Source organism: Klebsiella sp. 141251 (genome assembly GCF_050600725.1).
GTDB classification, from domain to species: domain Bacteria; phylum Pseudomonadota; class Gammaproteobacteria; order Enterobacterales; family Enterobacteriaceae; genus Klebsiella; species Klebsiella aerogenes.
On sequence record NZ_JAQIRG010000002.1, the window covers coordinates 369,762 to 386,326 of the forward strand.

16 protein-coding genes and 1 riboswitch are annotated in these 16,565 nt (G+C 56.4%); of the genes, 10 read left to right on the plus strand and 6 right to left on the minus strand.

Going from position 1 to position 16,565, the window contains the following annotated elements; all coding sequences use genetic code 11:
- Positions 1-25 precede the first annotated feature (25 nt).
- A complete protein-coding gene (locus tag PGR09_RS06365) occupies positions 26-979 on the minus strand; it encodes a hypothetical protein (RefSeq protein ID WP_430915932.1) in 954 nt (317 codons plus the stop codon).
- Between the two features lie 15 nt (positions 980-994).
- Positions 995-2,119: a BamA/TamA family outer membrane protein gene (locus PGR09_RS06370; protein WP_047079146.1), complete on the minus strand. Its 1,125-nt coding sequence runs from the start codon at positions 2,117-2,119 to the stop codon at positions 995-997.
- Positions 2,120-2,376: 257 nt separating this feature from the next.
- Positions 2,377-2,480: riboswitch (TPP riboswitch) on the plus strand.
- Between the two features lie 67 nt (positions 2,481-2,547).
- Between PGR09_RS06370 and tenA the strand changes: the two genes are divergently transcribed.
- The 6 genes from tenA (at position 2,548) to PGR09_RS06400 (ending at position 8,843) form a co-directional block, all read left to right on the plus strand.
- Entirely contained in the window at positions 2,548-3,243 is a 696-nt protein-coding gene (gene tenA / locus PGR09_RS06375) for a thiaminase II (protein WP_430915933.1), read from the plus strand.
- On the plus strand, positions 3,240-3,965 hold the full coding sequence (locus PGR09_RS06380) for an ABC transporter ATP-binding protein (RefSeq protein WP_430915934.1): 726 nt from the start codon (positions 3,240-3,242) through the stop codon (positions 3,963-3,965). Before tenA ends, PGR09_RS06380 begins: the two co-directional genes overlap by 4 nt.
- Positions 3,962-4,702: an ABC transporter permease gene (locus PGR09_RS06385; RefSeq protein WP_430915935.1), complete on the plus strand. Its 741-nt coding sequence runs from the start codon at positions 3,962-3,964 to the stop codon at positions 4,700-4,702. The genes PGR09_RS06380 and PGR09_RS06385 overlap by 4 nt, the downstream gene beginning before the upstream one ends.
- Positions 4,703-4,729: 27 nt before the next feature.
- Positions 4,730-5,659 carry an ABC transporter substrate-binding protein gene (locus tag PGR09_RS06390; RefSeq protein ID WP_320482414.1) on the plus strand — a complete coding sequence of 310 codons (930 nt, stop codon included), beginning with the start codon at positions 4,730-4,732 and terminating at the stop codon, positions 5,657-5,659.
- 307 nt (positions 5,660-5,966) lie between these two features.
- Positions 5,967-7,352 (plus strand): diaminobutyrate--2-oxoglutarate transaminase, encoded by a 1,386-nt coding sequence (locus tag PGR09_RS06395; protein ID WP_047048511.1) that lies wholly within the window; start codon positions 5,967-5,969, stop codon positions 7,350-7,352.
- Between the two features lie 9 nt (positions 7,353-7,361).
- Positions 7,362-8,843, plus strand: coding sequence for a pyridoxal phosphate-dependent decarboxylase family protein (locus PGR09_RS06400; RefSeq protein ID WP_196796519.1), 1,482 nt, complete (start codon positions 7,362-7,364; stop codon positions 8,841-8,843).
- Between the two features lie 67 nt (positions 8,844-8,910).
- Here the strand turns inward: PGR09_RS06400 and PGR09_RS06405 are convergent, their stop codons facing one another.
- The 4 genes from PGR09_RS06405 to PGR09_RS06420 form a co-directional block, all read right to left on the minus strand.
- The gene (locus PGR09_RS06405; RefSeq protein WP_430915936.1) at positions 8,911-10,101 is read right to left on the minus strand and encodes a cytochrome c biogenesis protein/redoxin; all 1,191 of its coding nucleotides are present in this window, start codon (positions 10,099-10,101) and stop codon (positions 8,911-8,913) included.
- An 88-nt stretch (positions 10,102-10,189) separates the two neighbouring features.
- On the minus strand, positions 10,190-11,542 hold the full coding sequence (locus PGR09_RS06410) for an ATP-binding protein (RefSeq protein ID WP_430915937.1): 1,353 nt from the start codon (positions 11,540-11,542) through the stop codon (positions 10,190-10,192).
- Positions 11,542-12,279: a response regulator gene (locus PGR09_RS06415; RefSeq protein WP_045394241.1), complete on the minus strand. Its 738-nt coding sequence runs from the start codon at positions 12,277-12,279 to the stop codon at positions 11,542-11,544. Before PGR09_RS06415 ends, PGR09_RS06410 begins: the two co-directional genes overlap by 1 nt.
- 86 nt (positions 12,280-12,365) lie before the next feature.
- The gene (locus tag PGR09_RS06420) at positions 12,366-13,358 is read right to left on the minus strand and encodes an alpha/beta fold hydrolase (RefSeq protein ID WP_047067602.1); all 993 of its coding nucleotides are present in this window, start codon (positions 13,356-13,358) and stop codon (positions 12,366-12,368) included.
- Positions 13,359-13,605: 247 nt separating this feature from the next.
- Here PGR09_RS06420 and PGR09_RS06425 point away from each other — a divergent pair, with 247 nt between their 5' ends.
- From PGR09_RS06425 to pqqC, 4 genes are all read left to right on the plus strand, one after another.
- Entirely contained in the window at positions 13,606-14,625 is a 1,020-nt protein-coding gene (locus PGR09_RS06425) for a dipeptidase (RefSeq protein ID WP_047048524.1), read from the plus strand.
- A 138-nt stretch (positions 14,626-14,763) separates the two neighbouring features.
- Positions 14,764-14,835: a pyrroloquinoline quinone precursor peptide PqqA gene (gene pqqA, locus PGR09_RS06430; RefSeq protein WP_002905689.1), complete on the plus strand. Its 72-nt coding sequence runs from the start codon at positions 14,764-14,766 to the stop codon at positions 14,833-14,835.
- A 54-nt stretch (positions 14,836-14,889) separates the two neighbouring features.
- A complete protein-coding gene (pqqB, locus tag PGR09_RS06435; RefSeq protein WP_020078734.1) occupies positions 14,890-15,807 on the plus strand; it encodes a pyrroloquinoline quinone biosynthesis protein PqqB in 918 nt (305 codons plus the stop codon).
- A gap of 2 nt (positions 15,808-15,809) precedes the next feature.
- Positions 15,810-16,565 (plus strand): pyrroloquinoline-quinone synthase PqqC, encoded by a 756-nt coding sequence (gene pqqC, locus PGR09_RS06440; protein WP_430915939.1) that lies wholly within the window; start codon positions 15,810-15,812, stop codon positions 16,563-16,565.

Genomic DNA, 16,565 nt, shown 5'->3' on the forward strand with positions numbered 1-16,565 from the left:
TCGCCGATGACTACGCGCCGTTAAGTCAAAAACGGTATTCGCCAGCGACAAAGAAACTATTGCGCTCGTTAAAGCCAAATTCGGTTAGCACATTGAAGTTACGCGTGATTTCGTACTGGGCGCCGATCAGCATATTCCACGGTGAAGTGAGTTTCTGTTTGACATCAAACTTGCCGTCGCCGTCTTTATTGACCGCGGCAATCAATGGTTGCAGCTGTGGCGGCATATGCAAATCAGCAAGGTTGCCTTTGAACTCCTGTTGCACGTCCTGATACATACTGCCAACCCACACGCTGAGATGCGAAGGGCCAGAAATCCCCTGTAGATCAAATCGATAACCCACGCGAGGTGACACTGTCACGGCAGAGATGCTGCCGTCGAGAATATCAAAATCGGTGCGGGTGTAGTTAGTATCGACGAGGGCAAACCAGTTCTCATAGCCGCCAGCCAGCGTGAACCCGCTCCCCCAGGTAGTACCTTTGAAATCAAGGACAAAATCGATGTTTTGCAACTCGCCGCTTTGGTTGAGGTTATGCACCGCGCCGGCGATGATGCGATCCAGACCGCGGTATTGCGTCGGGTCAGCATCGACCGACACATTCGACACCGACGAACCGCGGGTGTGGCCCAAAATTCCGTAGACATTAAGGAATGGAAATACCCACATATCGAGACGCAGGTTCTCAGTTTTGCTCTTCTCCCGCGTGTGTCCGGCGTCAATGGCGAACATATCGCTGGGGATTGGATGGTTACCCAGCTTCAGTCCGGAAAAGGTGATGCTGTCGACCATAATATCCTGGCGCATATTCATATAGCTGAGATTGACGCCAAACGGCAGCGGAATGGAATAACCGCGGGCGCGGGCTTCGTCGCCCCATATGGGAAAGTAGCTATCACTGTCGTCACTTTCCGCCGCACAGGCATTCCACACGGCGCCAGAGGTTAATAGCAGCGTAATGACGGTTGTTTTCCATCTCATTTTTTATATGTACCTTTACAGTCCGGAACCCACATTAAAATAGACCGCCTGTTCGTGTTCGCTGAAGGCGACATCGACGCCGGTAAATAATCCATACTGACGGGCGACCAGATAACGAAAACCGGTGCCCCACGCCACTTCGTTTTGCTGCCACAACGCCCCGGCTTCGTCAGCGGCGCTACCGACGCCGACAAAACCCTGCAGGATCCAGCGCGGCGCAAATTGCCAGGCCAGTTGTGTCTGGGCGACAGCGACATAATCGCCCTGATAGCGAAAACGCGAGATGCCACGCAGTTCGATGTAAGGCCGGGCCATTGGCGTCAAGTGCTTGTCATGATGAGTTAGCGACTGATAATTCGCCGCCAGCGCCAGGGTTAAGGTCGGCGCCAGCGGGATAAAGTATTTACCATCCAGCGACAACTGATTGTAATGATAGTCGCCGCCAAGCAGAGCGCGGTAAAAACGGTACTCGCCCTGTAGCGATAACCCTTTCTTAGGGTAGAAAAAATTATCGGTGGTGTCATATTCCGCCACCACGCCCAACGCCGAAGAGGTGCTTTTCTCCCCCAGCACCCGCTGCCACACCTTGTTAATCACCTGATTGTCCGCGGTCACATCGGTATGTGCATAGAATTGCGAGGCGCCAAGAAAAACCGGCGAGTCCCCCACGCGGAATAACAGCTTTTGTAGACCGCCAAAACCTTTGGTATGGGTTTGCACCGCCACATTTTTGTTAAAACCGGCAATATCGCCCGAATAGATATCGAGATTCACATTGGCGTAGCCCGCGCCAACCAGGTAACGAATCCGGTCGTGATTCCACGTATGGCGATGCGCGGCGCCGATGAACCAGGTGCCATTTTGCGTCCCGCCGCCGCCGAACCCGGTTAGCGCTGGTGGAATAAAACGATCGCCCTCGCGGGAGCCTTTACCATGCAGAAATAAACCAAACAGACCGCCGCCGTAGCCGATAGCCGGCTCGGTGATCATTACCGGCACCGGCAAAAAACCGTACGGGTTATCCTGCAGATACTGGCTCATATCAAGCATGCCATCTTCAGGATCGAACAATTGGGCGGCTCGAGACACGTCAGGCGCGAGGGCAAGCATCAGTAAAAGAGTAAGGCCTGCCAGCTTCATGCGGTCTCCAGCACTGACGCATTCATAAGGGGATATTAAGGGAATGTGCTAAAAATATATCGTAAGCCCTTGTTCTTCGCCAACTTACCCTCGCCTTACTTTGCTTATTTTTGGATAAAAAAGCGTGGTTAATCACACAAATTGATAAATGTTATTTATCGATCTGGCGCATAACCACTCAAATGTGACAGTGTCACTACTATCGACGCTTTTTACCTTGTCACCGTTGTAATCAAAAAGTGAATGACGTATAACATGTCGCAACCGAGGGGTGTCCCGTGAGGGCTGAGATGGCGTAAAAACCGAACCCTTTGAACCTGATCTGGGTCATGCCAGCGAAGGGACGGGTCGGCATGTTCGCCAGTTTTCAGTTTTTACCTGTTCACACTTCTGCACGCCCGGATCTCCCCTTATTTTCAGGAGGTCCCATGATGATTCCCGCTTTTACCCAAGGTCTTTACGGTCGACTGCGTGAGCAGGCCGGTGGCGAGTGGCAACGCTACGTATCGCACCCCTTCCTCCAGCAATTAGCCGCGGGCACGCTGCCGCAGGTAGCCTTTCGTCATTATTTAACCCAGGATTATCTGTTCCTGATCCACTTCGCTCGCAGCTACGCCCTGCTGGTCAGCAAACTTCGCACGTTGCCGGAGATGCGCGCCGCCGCCGCCTCGATGAATGCCATCCTTGCTGAGCTACCGCTACATGTGGGCTATTGCGAGCAATGGGGGCTGAATGAAGACGCTATGGCCCTGCAAAGCGAAGCGATGGAAACCGTCAACTACACGCGCTACGTTCTGGATATCGGCCACGCCGGCGACGCGTTGGATCTGCTGGCGGCGCTGCTGCCCTGCGTTGCGGGTTACGCGGAAATCGGGCTCGGTCTGCTGCACAACCCACAAACCAACTTGCACGATAATCCCTATGCTTCATGGATCCGCAACTACGGGGACGAGATCTATCTTCAGGGCGTCAACGCGGCGATCGGCCTTCTGGAAACCCTCTGGCAACAGCGCGGCGCGGAATCACGGTTCGCCGGACTGAGCGACATATTTACTACCGCTACCCGGCTGGAAGGCAATTTCTGGCAGATGGGTCTGAATGCCGCCGGGCAGGTCCAGGCGTGATGGCGCCAGGCATTCACGTTCGCGATTTATGCCTGCGCTTTGGCACACGGACTATCTTTCGCGATCTCGCCTTTGATATTGCCGCCGGGCAATGGGTGTCGCTCCTTGGCGCCAGCGGCGCGGGCAAAACCAGCCTGTTGCGTATTATCGCCGGGCTGGCGGCGCCAACCCGCGGAACCGTTGTCGCCAGCGATGGCCTTCCCGTCACTACGCGACTGGCGTGGATGGGTCAAAAAGATCTGCTCTATCCGTGGCTTAACGTGCGGGAAAATGTCGCCCTCGGCGCCAGGCTGCGCGGTGAGAAGGTCGACAACACCCGCGTCAACGAGCTTCTTGAGCAGGTAGGACTGGCCTCCTGCGCTGATGATCGCCCTGCCGCGCTGTCCGGCGGGATGCGCCAGCGCGCGGCGTTGGCGCGCACCCTCTATGAAGATCGCCCCATTGTGCTGATGGATGAACCGTTTTCCGCCCTCGATACCCTCACCCGCACACGCATTCAGAGCCTGGCCGCGCGCTTACTGACCGGACGAACCGTAGTGCTCATTACCCACGACCCGATGGAAGCCTGCCGCCTCAGCCATCAGCTGCTGGTGCTCTCGCCTGATGGTGAAATTGATGATAGCCATCATTTAAGTGGCGTTCCGCCCCGCGATCCGGATGATGGCGCGCTGTTGGCAAGTCAGGCGCAGCTGCTGCAGCAATTGATGAGGGCGTACGGATGAGGGGCAAGTTACTGCGCGGGTGCAGCGTATTTTGTGGCCTACTGTTGCTCTGGCAGTTGGCGAGCTACAGCGGCATGCCCGCCTTTTTGTTGCCTTCTCCGGCGGCGGTCGCTGAAGCGCTGTGGAATAACCGTAGTTATCTGGCCAGCCACACCCTGGTCACCCTGAGCGAAATTCTCAGCGGAATGGCGCTCGGCGTCGCGCTCGGTATGGTGCTGGCGCTTTGTATGACCATGTCGCCGCGATTACAGCGGTGGGTAATGCCGCTGGTACTGACCAGCCAGGCCATTCCGGTCTTCGCCCTCGCGCCGCTACTGGTGCTGTGGTTTGGTTTTGGTATGAGCGCCAAGGTCATGATGGCGGTGCTGGTTATTTTCTTCCCCGTTACCTCGGCTTTCTTTGATGGTCTGCAACGGGTCAATCGCGACTATCTCGATCTGGCCCGCACCATGGGCGCCTCCTTTGGCGCTCAATTGCGCCATGTCCGACTCATGGCGGCGCTACCCGCGCTAGGTTCCGGCCTGCGGATGGCCGCCTCCGTCGCCCCCATCGGCGCGATTATCGGCGAATGGGTCGGCTCCGCCGAGGGGCTTGGCTACGTAATGCTGAATGCCAATGCCCGCCTGCAAACCGATATCTGCTTCGCCGCCTTGTTCATTTTAGTGCTGCTGACCATCGCGCTGTGGTTGGCGGTCGACGCCTTTTTGCACCGGCTGATCGACTGGTCGCCGGAATAACTTATCAACAGATAATAAGGAAGAGATATGCGTATACCTCTGTTGGCCGGCCTCACTCTGCTGGTTTGCGGTCAGGCATCGGCAAATGAAAAGCTGACCCTGGTACTGGACTGGTACATCAACCCGGATCATGCGCCCATTATGGTGGCGGAACAGATTGGCGCCTTTCGGGATGCCGGGCTGGATGTCAACATCATCCCCCCTTCCGACCCGGCGCTCCCTCCGCGCCTGGTTGCCGCTCGCCAGGCGGATTTAGCGATAACCTATCAACCGCAGGTTCACTTCTTCGCCGATGAAGGACTGCCGTTGGTTCGCGTCGGGACGCTGATCCACTCGCCGCTGAACACGGTGATTGCGCTGGATCCGCGCATCAAATCTCCGGCCGATCTACAAGGTAAAAAAGTGGGATATTCGGTGAGCGGTATTGAACAGGCGACCCTGGCCACCATGGCGCAGCATGCTCACATCGACCCTGACAGCATCAAATTGATCAACGTTAATTTCCAGCTCACCAGCGCTCTGCTGGCCGGCCAGGTTGATGCCGTTATCGGCGGTTATCGCAATATCGAAGCGCTGGAACTCAAACTGCAGGGCAAAAAACCGGTGGTCATGAACGTGGAAGACTATGGCGTGCCCGCTTACGACGAACTGGTGATCGTGGCAAACAAGGCCGAGGTCAACGCCCCTAAAATCAAAAAGTTTCTCGACGCATTACAGCAGGGCGTGAGCTATTTGCGCGCCCATCCGCAGCAAACCTGGCAGCGGTTTGCCAAAGAGCATCCGGAACTCAATACCGAACTGAACCAGCAGGCGTGGTTGCAGAGCGTGCCGCTGTTCGCCACCGATCCGGCAGCATTAGATAAGCCCCGCTATGACGCGTATGAACAATTTTTATATAACAACAAGTTGGTGAAAAAAGTAACACCTTTAGCAAATTATGCGGTTGAACTGCGTTAAGTAACCATAAAACTGACGGAAGTATTTCCGTCAGTCATTCAGCGAAGCGGTAATAAAAATATATAGACTTTCTCACTAATAATTACACTTTCCATGGTTTTAAAAACAATCGAAATTTATCTTTTAAATCAGCTAATTATATTGACACCCCTGTATCTAATAATGACGTCAAAATAGCGCCATAAATTAAAGATTGAATGCGGATTTAAAAAGCCATATATTGTGCGCGCTTTATGAATGCCGATTCAATTTTCTAAACCTTTTTATTCAACCAGAGTTCAAACGTAACGCTGGTTGTGGGAGTGATATGATGACGGATAAAGTCCGTATTGATACTTTAAGTGCAGATTTATTGGACGCGAACAACGAAACCTTTTTGGCCCGTCAGGCTGAATTCGAATCGAATGTCAGGAGTTACCCTCGCAAGTTGCCGCTCGCCATCACCAAAGCCGAAGGCGTTTGGCTGACCGATGCGGATAACAAACAGTACCTGGACTGCCTCGCCGGCGCCGGGACCCTCGCTCTGGGCCATAACCATCCTGAAGTACTGCAGAGCATCCAAAGTGTCATTACCAGCGGCTTGCCGTTACATACCCTCGATCTGACAACACCGTTAAAAGATCGCTTCTCTGAATACCTGCTCTCCTGCCTGCCGGGCGAAGGGAAAGAGTACTGCCTGCAGTTCACCGGTCCTTCCGGCGCTGACGCCGTTGAAGCCGCGCTGAAGCTGGCGAAAAAATACACCGGCCGTACGGCGGTGATCAGCTTCTCCGGCGGTTATCACGGGATGACCCACGGCGCGCTGTCCGTGACCGGCAATCTGTCGCCAAAAGCGGCGGTCAACGGCATGATGCCGGAAGTCCAGTTTATGCCTTATCCGCACCAGTATCGTTGCCCTCTTGGTATCGGCGGCGAAGCGGGCGTGAAAGCGCTGACCTACTACTTCGAAAACCTGATCAACGACGTGGAAAGCGGCGTTCGCAAACCTGCTGCGGTCATCCTTGAAGCCGTACAGGGCGAAGGCGGCGTGAACCCGGCGCCGGTTGAGTGGCTGCAGCGCATCCGCAAAGTCACCAAAGAGCACGGCATTCTGCTGATCATCGATGAAGTTCAGGCAGGTTTCGCCCGTACCGGTAAATTCTTCGCCTTCGAACACGCCGGCATCGAGCCGGACATCATCGTGATGTCAAAAGCCGTCGGCGGTGGTCTGCCAATGGCGGTTCTGGGCATTAAGAAAGAGTTCGATGCCTGGGAACCTGGCCACCATACTGGCACCTTCCGCGGCAACCAGCTGGCGATGGCCACCGGCCTGACCACCCTGCGCCACCTGCGTGATAACAAGATTGCCGACAAAGTCGCCGCCCAGGGCGAGTGGCTGAAAGGCAAACTGGCGGAAATGCAGAAACGCTATCCGGTTATCGGTCACGTTCGCGGTCTCGGTCTGATGATCGGTATCGAAATCGTGAAGCCGAACGAGGCGCAGGATCATATGGGTTGCTACCCGGCTGACGGCGAACTCTCCGCGCTGCTGCAGAAGAAATGCTTCGAAGCGGGCCTGATCCTGGAACGCGGCGGCCGTCACGGTTGCGTACTGCGTCTGCTGCCATCTCTGCTGATTAGCGATGCGGAGCTGGAAGTATTCCTCGATAAGTTTGAACAGGCCCTGCTGGCCGCCGGCGTAAAACCGGTCTGAGTGGAGTAAGTGACCGCAATGTCCAAATTGAATCCGATTCTGGCTGGGTCCACGGCAAGCATTGACGCTTACCAGCAGGTCATTTCCCAGACCAGCCAGGCGGTTGCGCAGTGGCTGCAACAACCTGAAATGTATCAGGGGAAAAGCGTTGATGAACTCCGTGAGCGCATCACCCTTGATTTTAACGAACAGGGTCTGGGCAACCAGGCGGCGATTGAACGTGCGATCGAGTACTTCCTGAAAGACAGCCTGTCGGTGCATCATCCGCAGTGCGTGGCGCACCTGCACTGCCCGAGCCTGGTTATCAGCCAGGCGGCGGAAGTGCTGATCAACGCCACCAACCAGAGCATGGACTCCTGGGATCAGAGTCCGTCGGCGACCATCATCGAGATGAAGCTGATCGAGTGGTTGCGCGCGCAGGTCGGTTATCCGGCTGGCGATGCCGGCGTCTTCACCAGCGGCGGCACCCAGAGCAATCTGATGGGCCTGATGCTGGCGCGCGACGCCTTCTTCGCTCGTCAGGGGCATTCCATCCAGCAGGATGGTATTCCGGGCGACATTCGGCAGTACAAAGTGCTGTGCTCGGAAAACGCCCACTTCTCGGTGCAGAAGAACATGGCGCTGATGGGGCTTGGCTACCGCTCGGTCACGTTGGTGAAAACCGATGAATTCGCCCGTATGGACGTCACCGACCTGAAGGCCAAGATTGCGCAAGCGCAGGCCAACGGCGAGCAGATCATGGCCATCGTCGCCACCGCCGGTACCACCGACGCGGGCGCGATTGACCCGCTGCGTGATATCGCCGGTATCGCGGCGGAGCACCAGATCTGGCTGCACGTTGATGCCGCATGGGGCGGCGCGCTGCTGCTGTCCGAGCAGTATCGCGATTACCTCGACGGCCTGGAGTTAGTGGATTCAGTAACCCTGGACTTCCACAAGCAGTTCTTCCAGACCATCAGCTGCGGCGCCTTCCTGCTGAAAGAGGCGCGTCATTACGAGCTGATGCGCTATCAGGCGGCCTATCTGAACTCCGAGTTTGATGAAGAACACGGCGTTCCGAACCTGGTCTCCAAATCGCTGCAGACCACCCGCCGCTTCGACGCGCTGAAGCTGTGGATGGGGCTTGAGGCACTGGGCAAGAAACAGTACGCTTCAATCATCGATCATGGCGTGACGATGGCGAAAAACGTCGCGGAGTTCATTCAGACTCAGCCAACGCTGGAGCTGGTCATGCAGCCGCAGCTGGCAAGCGTGCTGTTCCGCTCACGTCCGGCGCAAATGGCTGGTAGCGATACCGCCGCGATCGCCCTGCTTAACCAGCGCGTGGGCGACGCCCTGCTGGAGTCCGGCCGCGCCAACGTCGGCGTGACCGAGCATAACGGCGTAACCTGCCTGAAGCTGACGCTGCTCAACCCGGTGGTAACGCTGGAGGATGTGAAGGTCCTGCTGAGCCTCGTTGAACGCACTGCCCAGGAACTGCTGGCGAAATAAGACGCTGCCGATTAGCGAGTGTCCTGCAAAGCCGATAACTGCTGTTATCGGCTTTTTTATTTCCCTCTCACGTCCGCGCTTCGCGCAGCAGTTGTTGGATCACCTGCTCCTGACGGGCATAACCGCCTTCGCCAAAGGCGGTATAGCGCAGTTGTCCCCGCGCGTCGAAGAAATAATGCGCCGGCCAGTACTGATTACCAAACGCATTCCAGATGGCGTAGTTGTTATCCGCGACAACCGGATAGTTTAGCTGCCGCTGGCTGACCGCTTCACGAAGCTGCGGCAACGATCGTTCCCACGGATATTCCGGCGTATGTACGCCAATCACCACCAGCCCCGCATCGCGATACTTATTGGCCCACGCCCGTACATAAGGCAGCGTATGCTGACAGTTGATGCAATCGCGGGTCCAAAAATCAATCAGCACCACCTTGCCCTTTAACGCCGCCTTGGTAAGCGGTGGGCTATTAATCCATGCGGTGCCGCCGTGCAAATCCGGCATAGCGCTGGTTGGCCGCGGCGCGACGATCGGCTCCAGCCGAACCCGTTGCGGATCCTGCGGCATAAACGCGCTGAGCCGCTGCTCCAGACGATGGGTTAAACCGCTGGCGCCCTGCAGATAACGATCGCTGCCGCTGGCGATTAACGCCACCACGGCCAGCATCGCCACGCCAGCCAGTTGGCGCAACCGCCCACTTATCAGCTGACCACCGCGCAGACAGGAAATCAGCCGCGCGCCGAACCACCCCAATAGCAGCAACATCAGCGCGCATCCGCTGGCATAGGAAAGCAGCAAGATGCCGGTCGTCACTGAATTTCCTTGCAACAACGCCAGGCTAAATATCGCCCCCAGCACCGGTCCCGCGCACGGCGCCCAAAGTAGTCCAATCGCCAGTCCGGCGAGCACTGAAGCGAGCCCACTGCCATAACGATAGCTCTGTTGGTTAAGTTGATTGCCCAGCGCCACCGCTGGCGATCCGAGCCAACCTGCAACGCGTGATGACAGCAAACTGATGGCCACAACGACCAAAAAGCCCAGCGCCAGCCAACGCCCAACGATAGTCAGATTGACTAACCACCCTGTTGCCGCCGTGGCCAGCAGCGACACAGCGGTAAACATCAACCCCATACCGAACAACAACAAGATCAGTTGTCCCCTACGCCCGCTAACGCTGGCAAACACCAGCGGGATCACCGGTAAGGTACAGGGGCTGAGCAGCGTCAACATACCGGCCAAAAATGCAATCACAACAGCCATGATCATTCTCCTTCGCAACGTTGCCGAAGTGGCAACGTCAGCATTACAACAGGCGATTGTATGGCGGATATGTCCGTGAAACGGCGGTTTAGTATAGGGATTTATCTACAGTTGACGTGGATACAGAAGGATACAAAGCGGCGGTATTGAGACGTACCCGCGCCTCAAGACCGCCCTGTTGAAGATTATGCAGGGTCAAACTTCCCTGCATCTGTCCGGCGAGCTGGGCGGCGATTGCCAGCCCCAAACCGGTTCCGCCGGTATCGCGATTACGTGACTGCTCGAGGCGATAGAACGGCTGCAGTACGGCGGTGAGTTCTTCTTCCGGGATGCCGGGGCCATCATCAGCAACGTGAATGATAACATCGCCATTCGGCGAATAACTCAGGCTGATTTCTACCTTTTCGGCGTATTTCAGCCCATTATCGATTAAATTACTCATGATTCGCCGCAGCGCCTGCGGCTGAAGCGCCATGACGTCCGCCCCTTTAGCGGCATGAAAACTGACCGCTTTACCGATGTCGGCATAATCACAGGCGATGCTATCCAGTAATGCATTGAGACTCATCCGCTGCGGCGCTTCTGCCAGCGGTTCGGCCGATCGTGCCAGCGCGATGCCTTCACGAACCAGTCGGGTCATGCTATCGAGATCCTGTAACAGCTTATCGCGGAGTGCCGGTTGGTCAGCCATCTCAACCCTTAGCTTCATACGGGTAATCGGCGTCTGTAAATCGTGGGAGATCGCCGCCAGGATCCGCGCGCGCTCCTGCAAATGGTCCTGTATTCGCTTTTGCATCGCGTTGAAGGCGCGCGCCGCGCGCTGCACCTCCTGCGGCCCCTTCTCGGCCAGCGGCCCTGCCGCCGGAGTAGCCGGTTGCAGCGTATCAATGGCGCGGGTAAAACGGGCCATCGGCGCAACCACCTGGCGGACGGCGTACCAGGCGCAAAATAGCAGTAACAGAAACTGCGCGACCAGCACCAGCGGCAGCCAACGCGCGATGGCCGGCAGCTTTGGCCACAGGTCAATGCACAGCGGCGCGCCGTCGCGCAGGGTCACGTGGGCCTGAATATGTTCGCGCGGTCCAGGGACGGCGACAATACTCACAGGATAGCGACCGCTCAGAGCTTCCTGTAACGAGCGTACCGCATCGCGGGTACGCCAGCTGGTGGGATAGTCGCCAGTTTGTCCAGCAGACAGCTGATAGCGGTAGTTACCGCGCGCCAGACGCGGCAACCAATGCGGGCGTTCTTGCGGCGGAAGACGATCAAGGATAGCCACGCTGGTGGCGACATCGTATTCAAGGTTGCCCAGCATGACGCTACGGGCGCTGCTCATGCGTTCGTAGAGCAGAAGCGATAGCGTCAGGGCATTCGCAAGCAGCAGAGCGAGAAAAATCATCAACATTAAGCGCGACTGCAGTGACGCCGGCCACACTTTCATTATCGCGCCTCGCGGATCGACACCGGCACTGACAGCACATAACCCTCGCTGCGCACGGTTTTGATATAGGCGGGTTCACGCGCGTCCTCCCGCAGGCGCTGACGCAGGCGACTCACTAACAGATCGATAGACCGTTCAAACAGTTCGGCATCACGCCCCTGTGTAAGATTCAACAACTGATCGCGGTTGAGCACCCGTTGAGGATGATCAAGAAACACCCGCAGCAGGCGATATTCCGCCCCGCTTAGCGCCACAATTATGCCACTCTTGTCCAGTAGATGCCGCGCTGAGGTATCGAGCTGCCAGTCGCCAAAGGCGATAAGCCTGCCGGCTTCGCTGATTTGTAAATTGGGGGGAAGCGCGCGGGCGCGGCGTAAAATGGCTTTAATCCGCGCCAGTAGCTCCCGCGCCACGAAGGGTTTCACCAGATAATCGTCGGCCCCCATCTCGAGACCAAGTATACGGTCGCTATCTTCGCTACGCGCGGTCAACATCAGCACCGGGATATCCTGTTGGCCATCATTGCGCAACTGGCGACAAAGGGTTAAACCATCATCGCCGGGCAGCATGATATCGAGGACAATCAAATCGATTTGATGGTTTTTAAGTACGGACCACATCGCTTTGCCATTAGCTGCGCCGCTGGCGCGATAGCCCGATTTCTCCAGATAACCCACGATCAGTTCGCGGATATCGCGATCGTCATCGACAACCAGGATGTGGTCAATACGTTCCAAAGGCGTCTCCTGCGGAAAAATAAGCTCATGAAAAGCATATGCGGCTTCTCCGCAAGCGCAACTCTGCGTTTGCGCCGCGGTGAGGCTTATAAACGATCGGCGTCAATAACCGCCTGAACAAATTCCGCTGGCGCCTCCTGCGGCGGGTTATGTCCCACTGCTCCTTTGAAATCCCGATGCTCATATTTACCGGTGAATTTCGCCCGATAGGTATCCGGCGCCGGATGCGGCGCGCCATTGTTTTCCCCCTCGATGGTAATTGTGGGTACGCTAATCGCCGGCAGTTTCGCGAGTCGCTGTTCGTAAGCCGCATATTTCGCTTCGCCCTGCTCCAACCCCAGGCGCCAGCGGTAGTTGCTGATGGTGACGGCAACGTGATCCGGGTTATCCAGCGCTTTCGCGCTATTGGCGAACGTGGCCTCCGTGAATGTCCACCGCGGCGAAGCCTGATGCCAGATAAATTTGGCAAAGTCATGGGTATTTTGCCGGTAGCCTGCTTCGCCGCGCGGGGTGGCAAAGTAGAATTGATACCACCACGACAGTTCCGCTTGCGGCGGTAACGGCTTCTCGCCAATTTGCTGGCTGCTAATCAGATACCCGCTCACCGATACCAGCGACTTAACCCGCTGCGGCCAGAGCGCCGCGACGATATCCGCTGTACGCGCACCCCAGTCAAAGCCGGCGAAATCCGCTTGCTTAATATTTAGCGCATCCATCAGATGCACAATATCAGCCGCCATCGCCGATGGCTGACCGTTACGCGGCGTTTTAGCCGACAGGAAACGGGTGGAGCCGTAGCCGCGCAGATACGGCACGATGACCCGGTACCCCTTCTGCGCCAACGCCGGGGCCACCTGCGCGTAGCTTTGAATATCATACGGCCAGCCGTGCAGCAAAATTACCGCCTGGCCATCGCGTGGCCCCATATCGACATAACCGATATTCAAGTCCCCGGCGTTGATTTGTTGCACCTTGTCGAAAGCGCCTGCGTCTTCAGCAGCGCACACGCTGGCGGACCACAGCGCGGAGAGACACAGCGCCGCCGCGCTGACATGACGGATTGCGGATAATCTGTTCATCCTCATTTCACCTTTTATCTGGAAGCGTTAAGCGAGTACGTGAACAGTTAATCAGGCCTGTGTATCCCGCATGTGTGGGATTTATCGTGTTTTTGCATCGCCATGTATGAGGATTGTCGATTGATACAGTGTGATACAAACGCCAGATTTGGCGATTGTTGCTAAGTTGTGAATTTCCACTTGCCGCAGCGAACAAATCAGTTACCGTGTCAGGCATTTCCAGTAAAACCAGCAGAGGGAGCGCGCTATGGCGATTTTTGATGGTCACAATGACCTGCTGCTCAATTTATGGCTTCACCATCGCGAAGATCCTGCAACCGCTTTCTTTGCCGGGATTGAGAACGGCCATCTCGACTATCCGCGCATGCAGCAAGGCGGATTTGCCGGCGGGCTATTCGCGCTATTCGTGCCGCCGCAGGAGTATATTGCCCGTATGGCGCCGCAATACGCCAGCCAGCGATGGGAGCCGATCGCTATCCTCTGGCAGCAGCTGGCCATCCTGAAGCAACTTGTCGCGCAGTCCGCTGGACGCTTGAGATTGTGTCTGAGCGCGGCGGATATCGAACGCTGCCGCCAGGATAAGGTACTGGCAATGGTGGCGCATATTGAGGGCGCCGGGGGTTTTGATGGCGAGGGCCACGACCTGCAGGCCTTCTATGCCGCCGGGGTACGCAGCATTGGACCGTTCTGGAATATTGCTAACCGCTTCGGCAGCGGCGTTAATGGTTCGTTTCCCGGTAGCCCGGATACTGGGCCTGGACTGACAGCGGCAGGTATCCATCTTATTAAGCAGGCCAATGCCCTGAAGATGCAGATTGATGTGTCTCATATGAATGAAAAAGCATTCTGGGATACCGCCCATCACTCGACGTCGCCGCTGGTAGCCACCCACTCCAATGCCCATGCGCTATGCCCGCAGCCGCGTAATCTCACCGATGAACAACTGCGGGCAATTCGCGACAGCGGCGGCGTGGTCGGCGTCAATTTCGGCAACGCTTTCCTGCGCGCCGACGGCAAACGCGATAGCGATACCCCATTGCGTACCATCGTTCACCATATCGACTATCTTATTAACATCATGGGCGACGATCACGTGGCGCTGGGGTCCGATTTTGACGGCATCACGCTACCGGACGAATTGGGCGATGTGAGCGGTTTACCACGGCTAATCAACGCATTGCGCCATAGTGGTTATGAACAATTGGTGCTGGATAAACTGCTGTGGGGCAACTGGCAAAAGGTATTAAAAAATGTTTGGCAACAATAGGTTATATTGTAAACGCAAGGTTAAATACTTACATGTTGCCGGTTGACCTTTATCCCCCTGAGGGGCAATATTTGATTGCCATCACAAAACCGACACAACCGACGTTGTTGATGTCGCATTTTTATAGAGGAAAAAACGATGTGGAAGAAACCTGCTTTTATTGATTTACGTCTGGGTCTGGAAGTGACGCTGTACATTTCCAACCGCTAATCGCTCCGCCCGCGGTCCGTGCGGGCATTTTGTTTTTTTATCTGGTCCGTCTTCATGTTTATAAAAGTCCTCGGTTCCGCCGCTGGCGGAGGCTTTCCGCAGTGGAATTGTAACTGCGCCAACTGTCAGGGTCTGCGCAATGGCACGATTCAGGCCACTGCTCGTACTCAGTCTTCCATTATCGTGAGCGATAACGGTAAAGAGTGGGTGCTGTGTAACGCCTCTCCCGATATCAGCCAGCAAATTGCCCATACGCCAGAGTTAAATAAACAAGGCGTTCTGCGCGGCACGCATATTGGCGGCATTATTCTTACCGATAGCCAGATTGACCATACGACCGGGCTGCTGAGCCTGCGCGAAGGCTGCCCCCATCAGGTATGGTGCACGCCGGAGGTACATGAGGATCTCAGCACGGGTTTTCCCATTTTTACCATGTTACGGCACTGGAACGGCGGCCTGATTCACCATCCTGTCACTCCGCTGAATAGTTTTACCGTTGACGCCTGTCCCGACCTGCAGTTTACCGCCGTCCCCATCGCCAGCAATGCGCCGCCCTACTCGCCGTTTCGCGATAGGCCGCTGCCGGGCCATAACGTGGCGCTGTTTATCGAAAACCGACGCAACGGCCAGACGCTATTCTATGCGCCGGGGCTTGGCGAACCGGACGAAGCGCTCTTGCCGTGGCTGAAAAAAGCGGACTGTCTGCTGATTGACGGCACCGTATGGCAGGATAATGAACTGCAGGCTGCCGGCGTCGGGCGCAATACCGGTCGTGATATGGGCCATCTGGCGCTTGGCGATGAACACGGCATGATGGCGCTGCTGGCCTCACTCCCGGCGAAGCGCAAAATTCTGATTCATATCAACAATACTAATCCAATCCTTAACGAGCAGTCGCCGCAGCGTAACGCCCTGACGCAACAGGGAATTGAAGTGAGCTGGGACGGAATGCCTATCACGCTTCAGGACTAACTATGCAGATTCGCGAAACCCTATCGCCACAGGCGTTTGAACAAGCGCTACGGGAAAAAGGCGCCTACTACCATATCCATCATCCATACCATATTGCGATGCACAACGGCGAGGCCAGCCGCGAGCAAATCCAGGGCTGGGTGGCGAACCGTTTTTACTACCAGACCAATATCCCGCTAAAAGACGCCGCCATTATGGCGAACTGCCCCGATCCGCACACCCGACGCAAGTGGGTACAGCGGATCCTCGACCACGATGGCAGTCACGGCCAGGAAGGCGGTATTGAAGCCTGGCTGCAGTTGGGTGAAGCCGTGGGGCTAAGCCGCGATGAGTTACTCAGCGAGCGCCACGTGCTGCCCGGCGTGCGTTTTGCCGTCGACGCCTACGTCAATTTTGCCCGCCGGGCCAACTGGCAGGAGGCGGCGTGCAGTTCGCTAACCGAACTGTTTGCCCCGCAAATCCATCAGTCGCGCCTCGACAGTTGGCCGCAGCACTATCCATGGATTAAAGAAGAAGGCTATTTCTACTTCCGCAGCCGCTTAAGCCAGGCCAATCGCGACGTCGAACATGGACTGGAACTGGCGAAGATCTACTGCGATAGCGCGGATAAACAGAACCGGATGCTGGAGATCCTGCAGTTTAAGCTCGACATTCTGTGGTCGATGCTGGATGCCATGACCATGGCCTACGCACTGCAGCGCCCGCCCTATCATACGGTCACCGACAAGGCGGCCTGGCACACGACCCGACTGGTATAA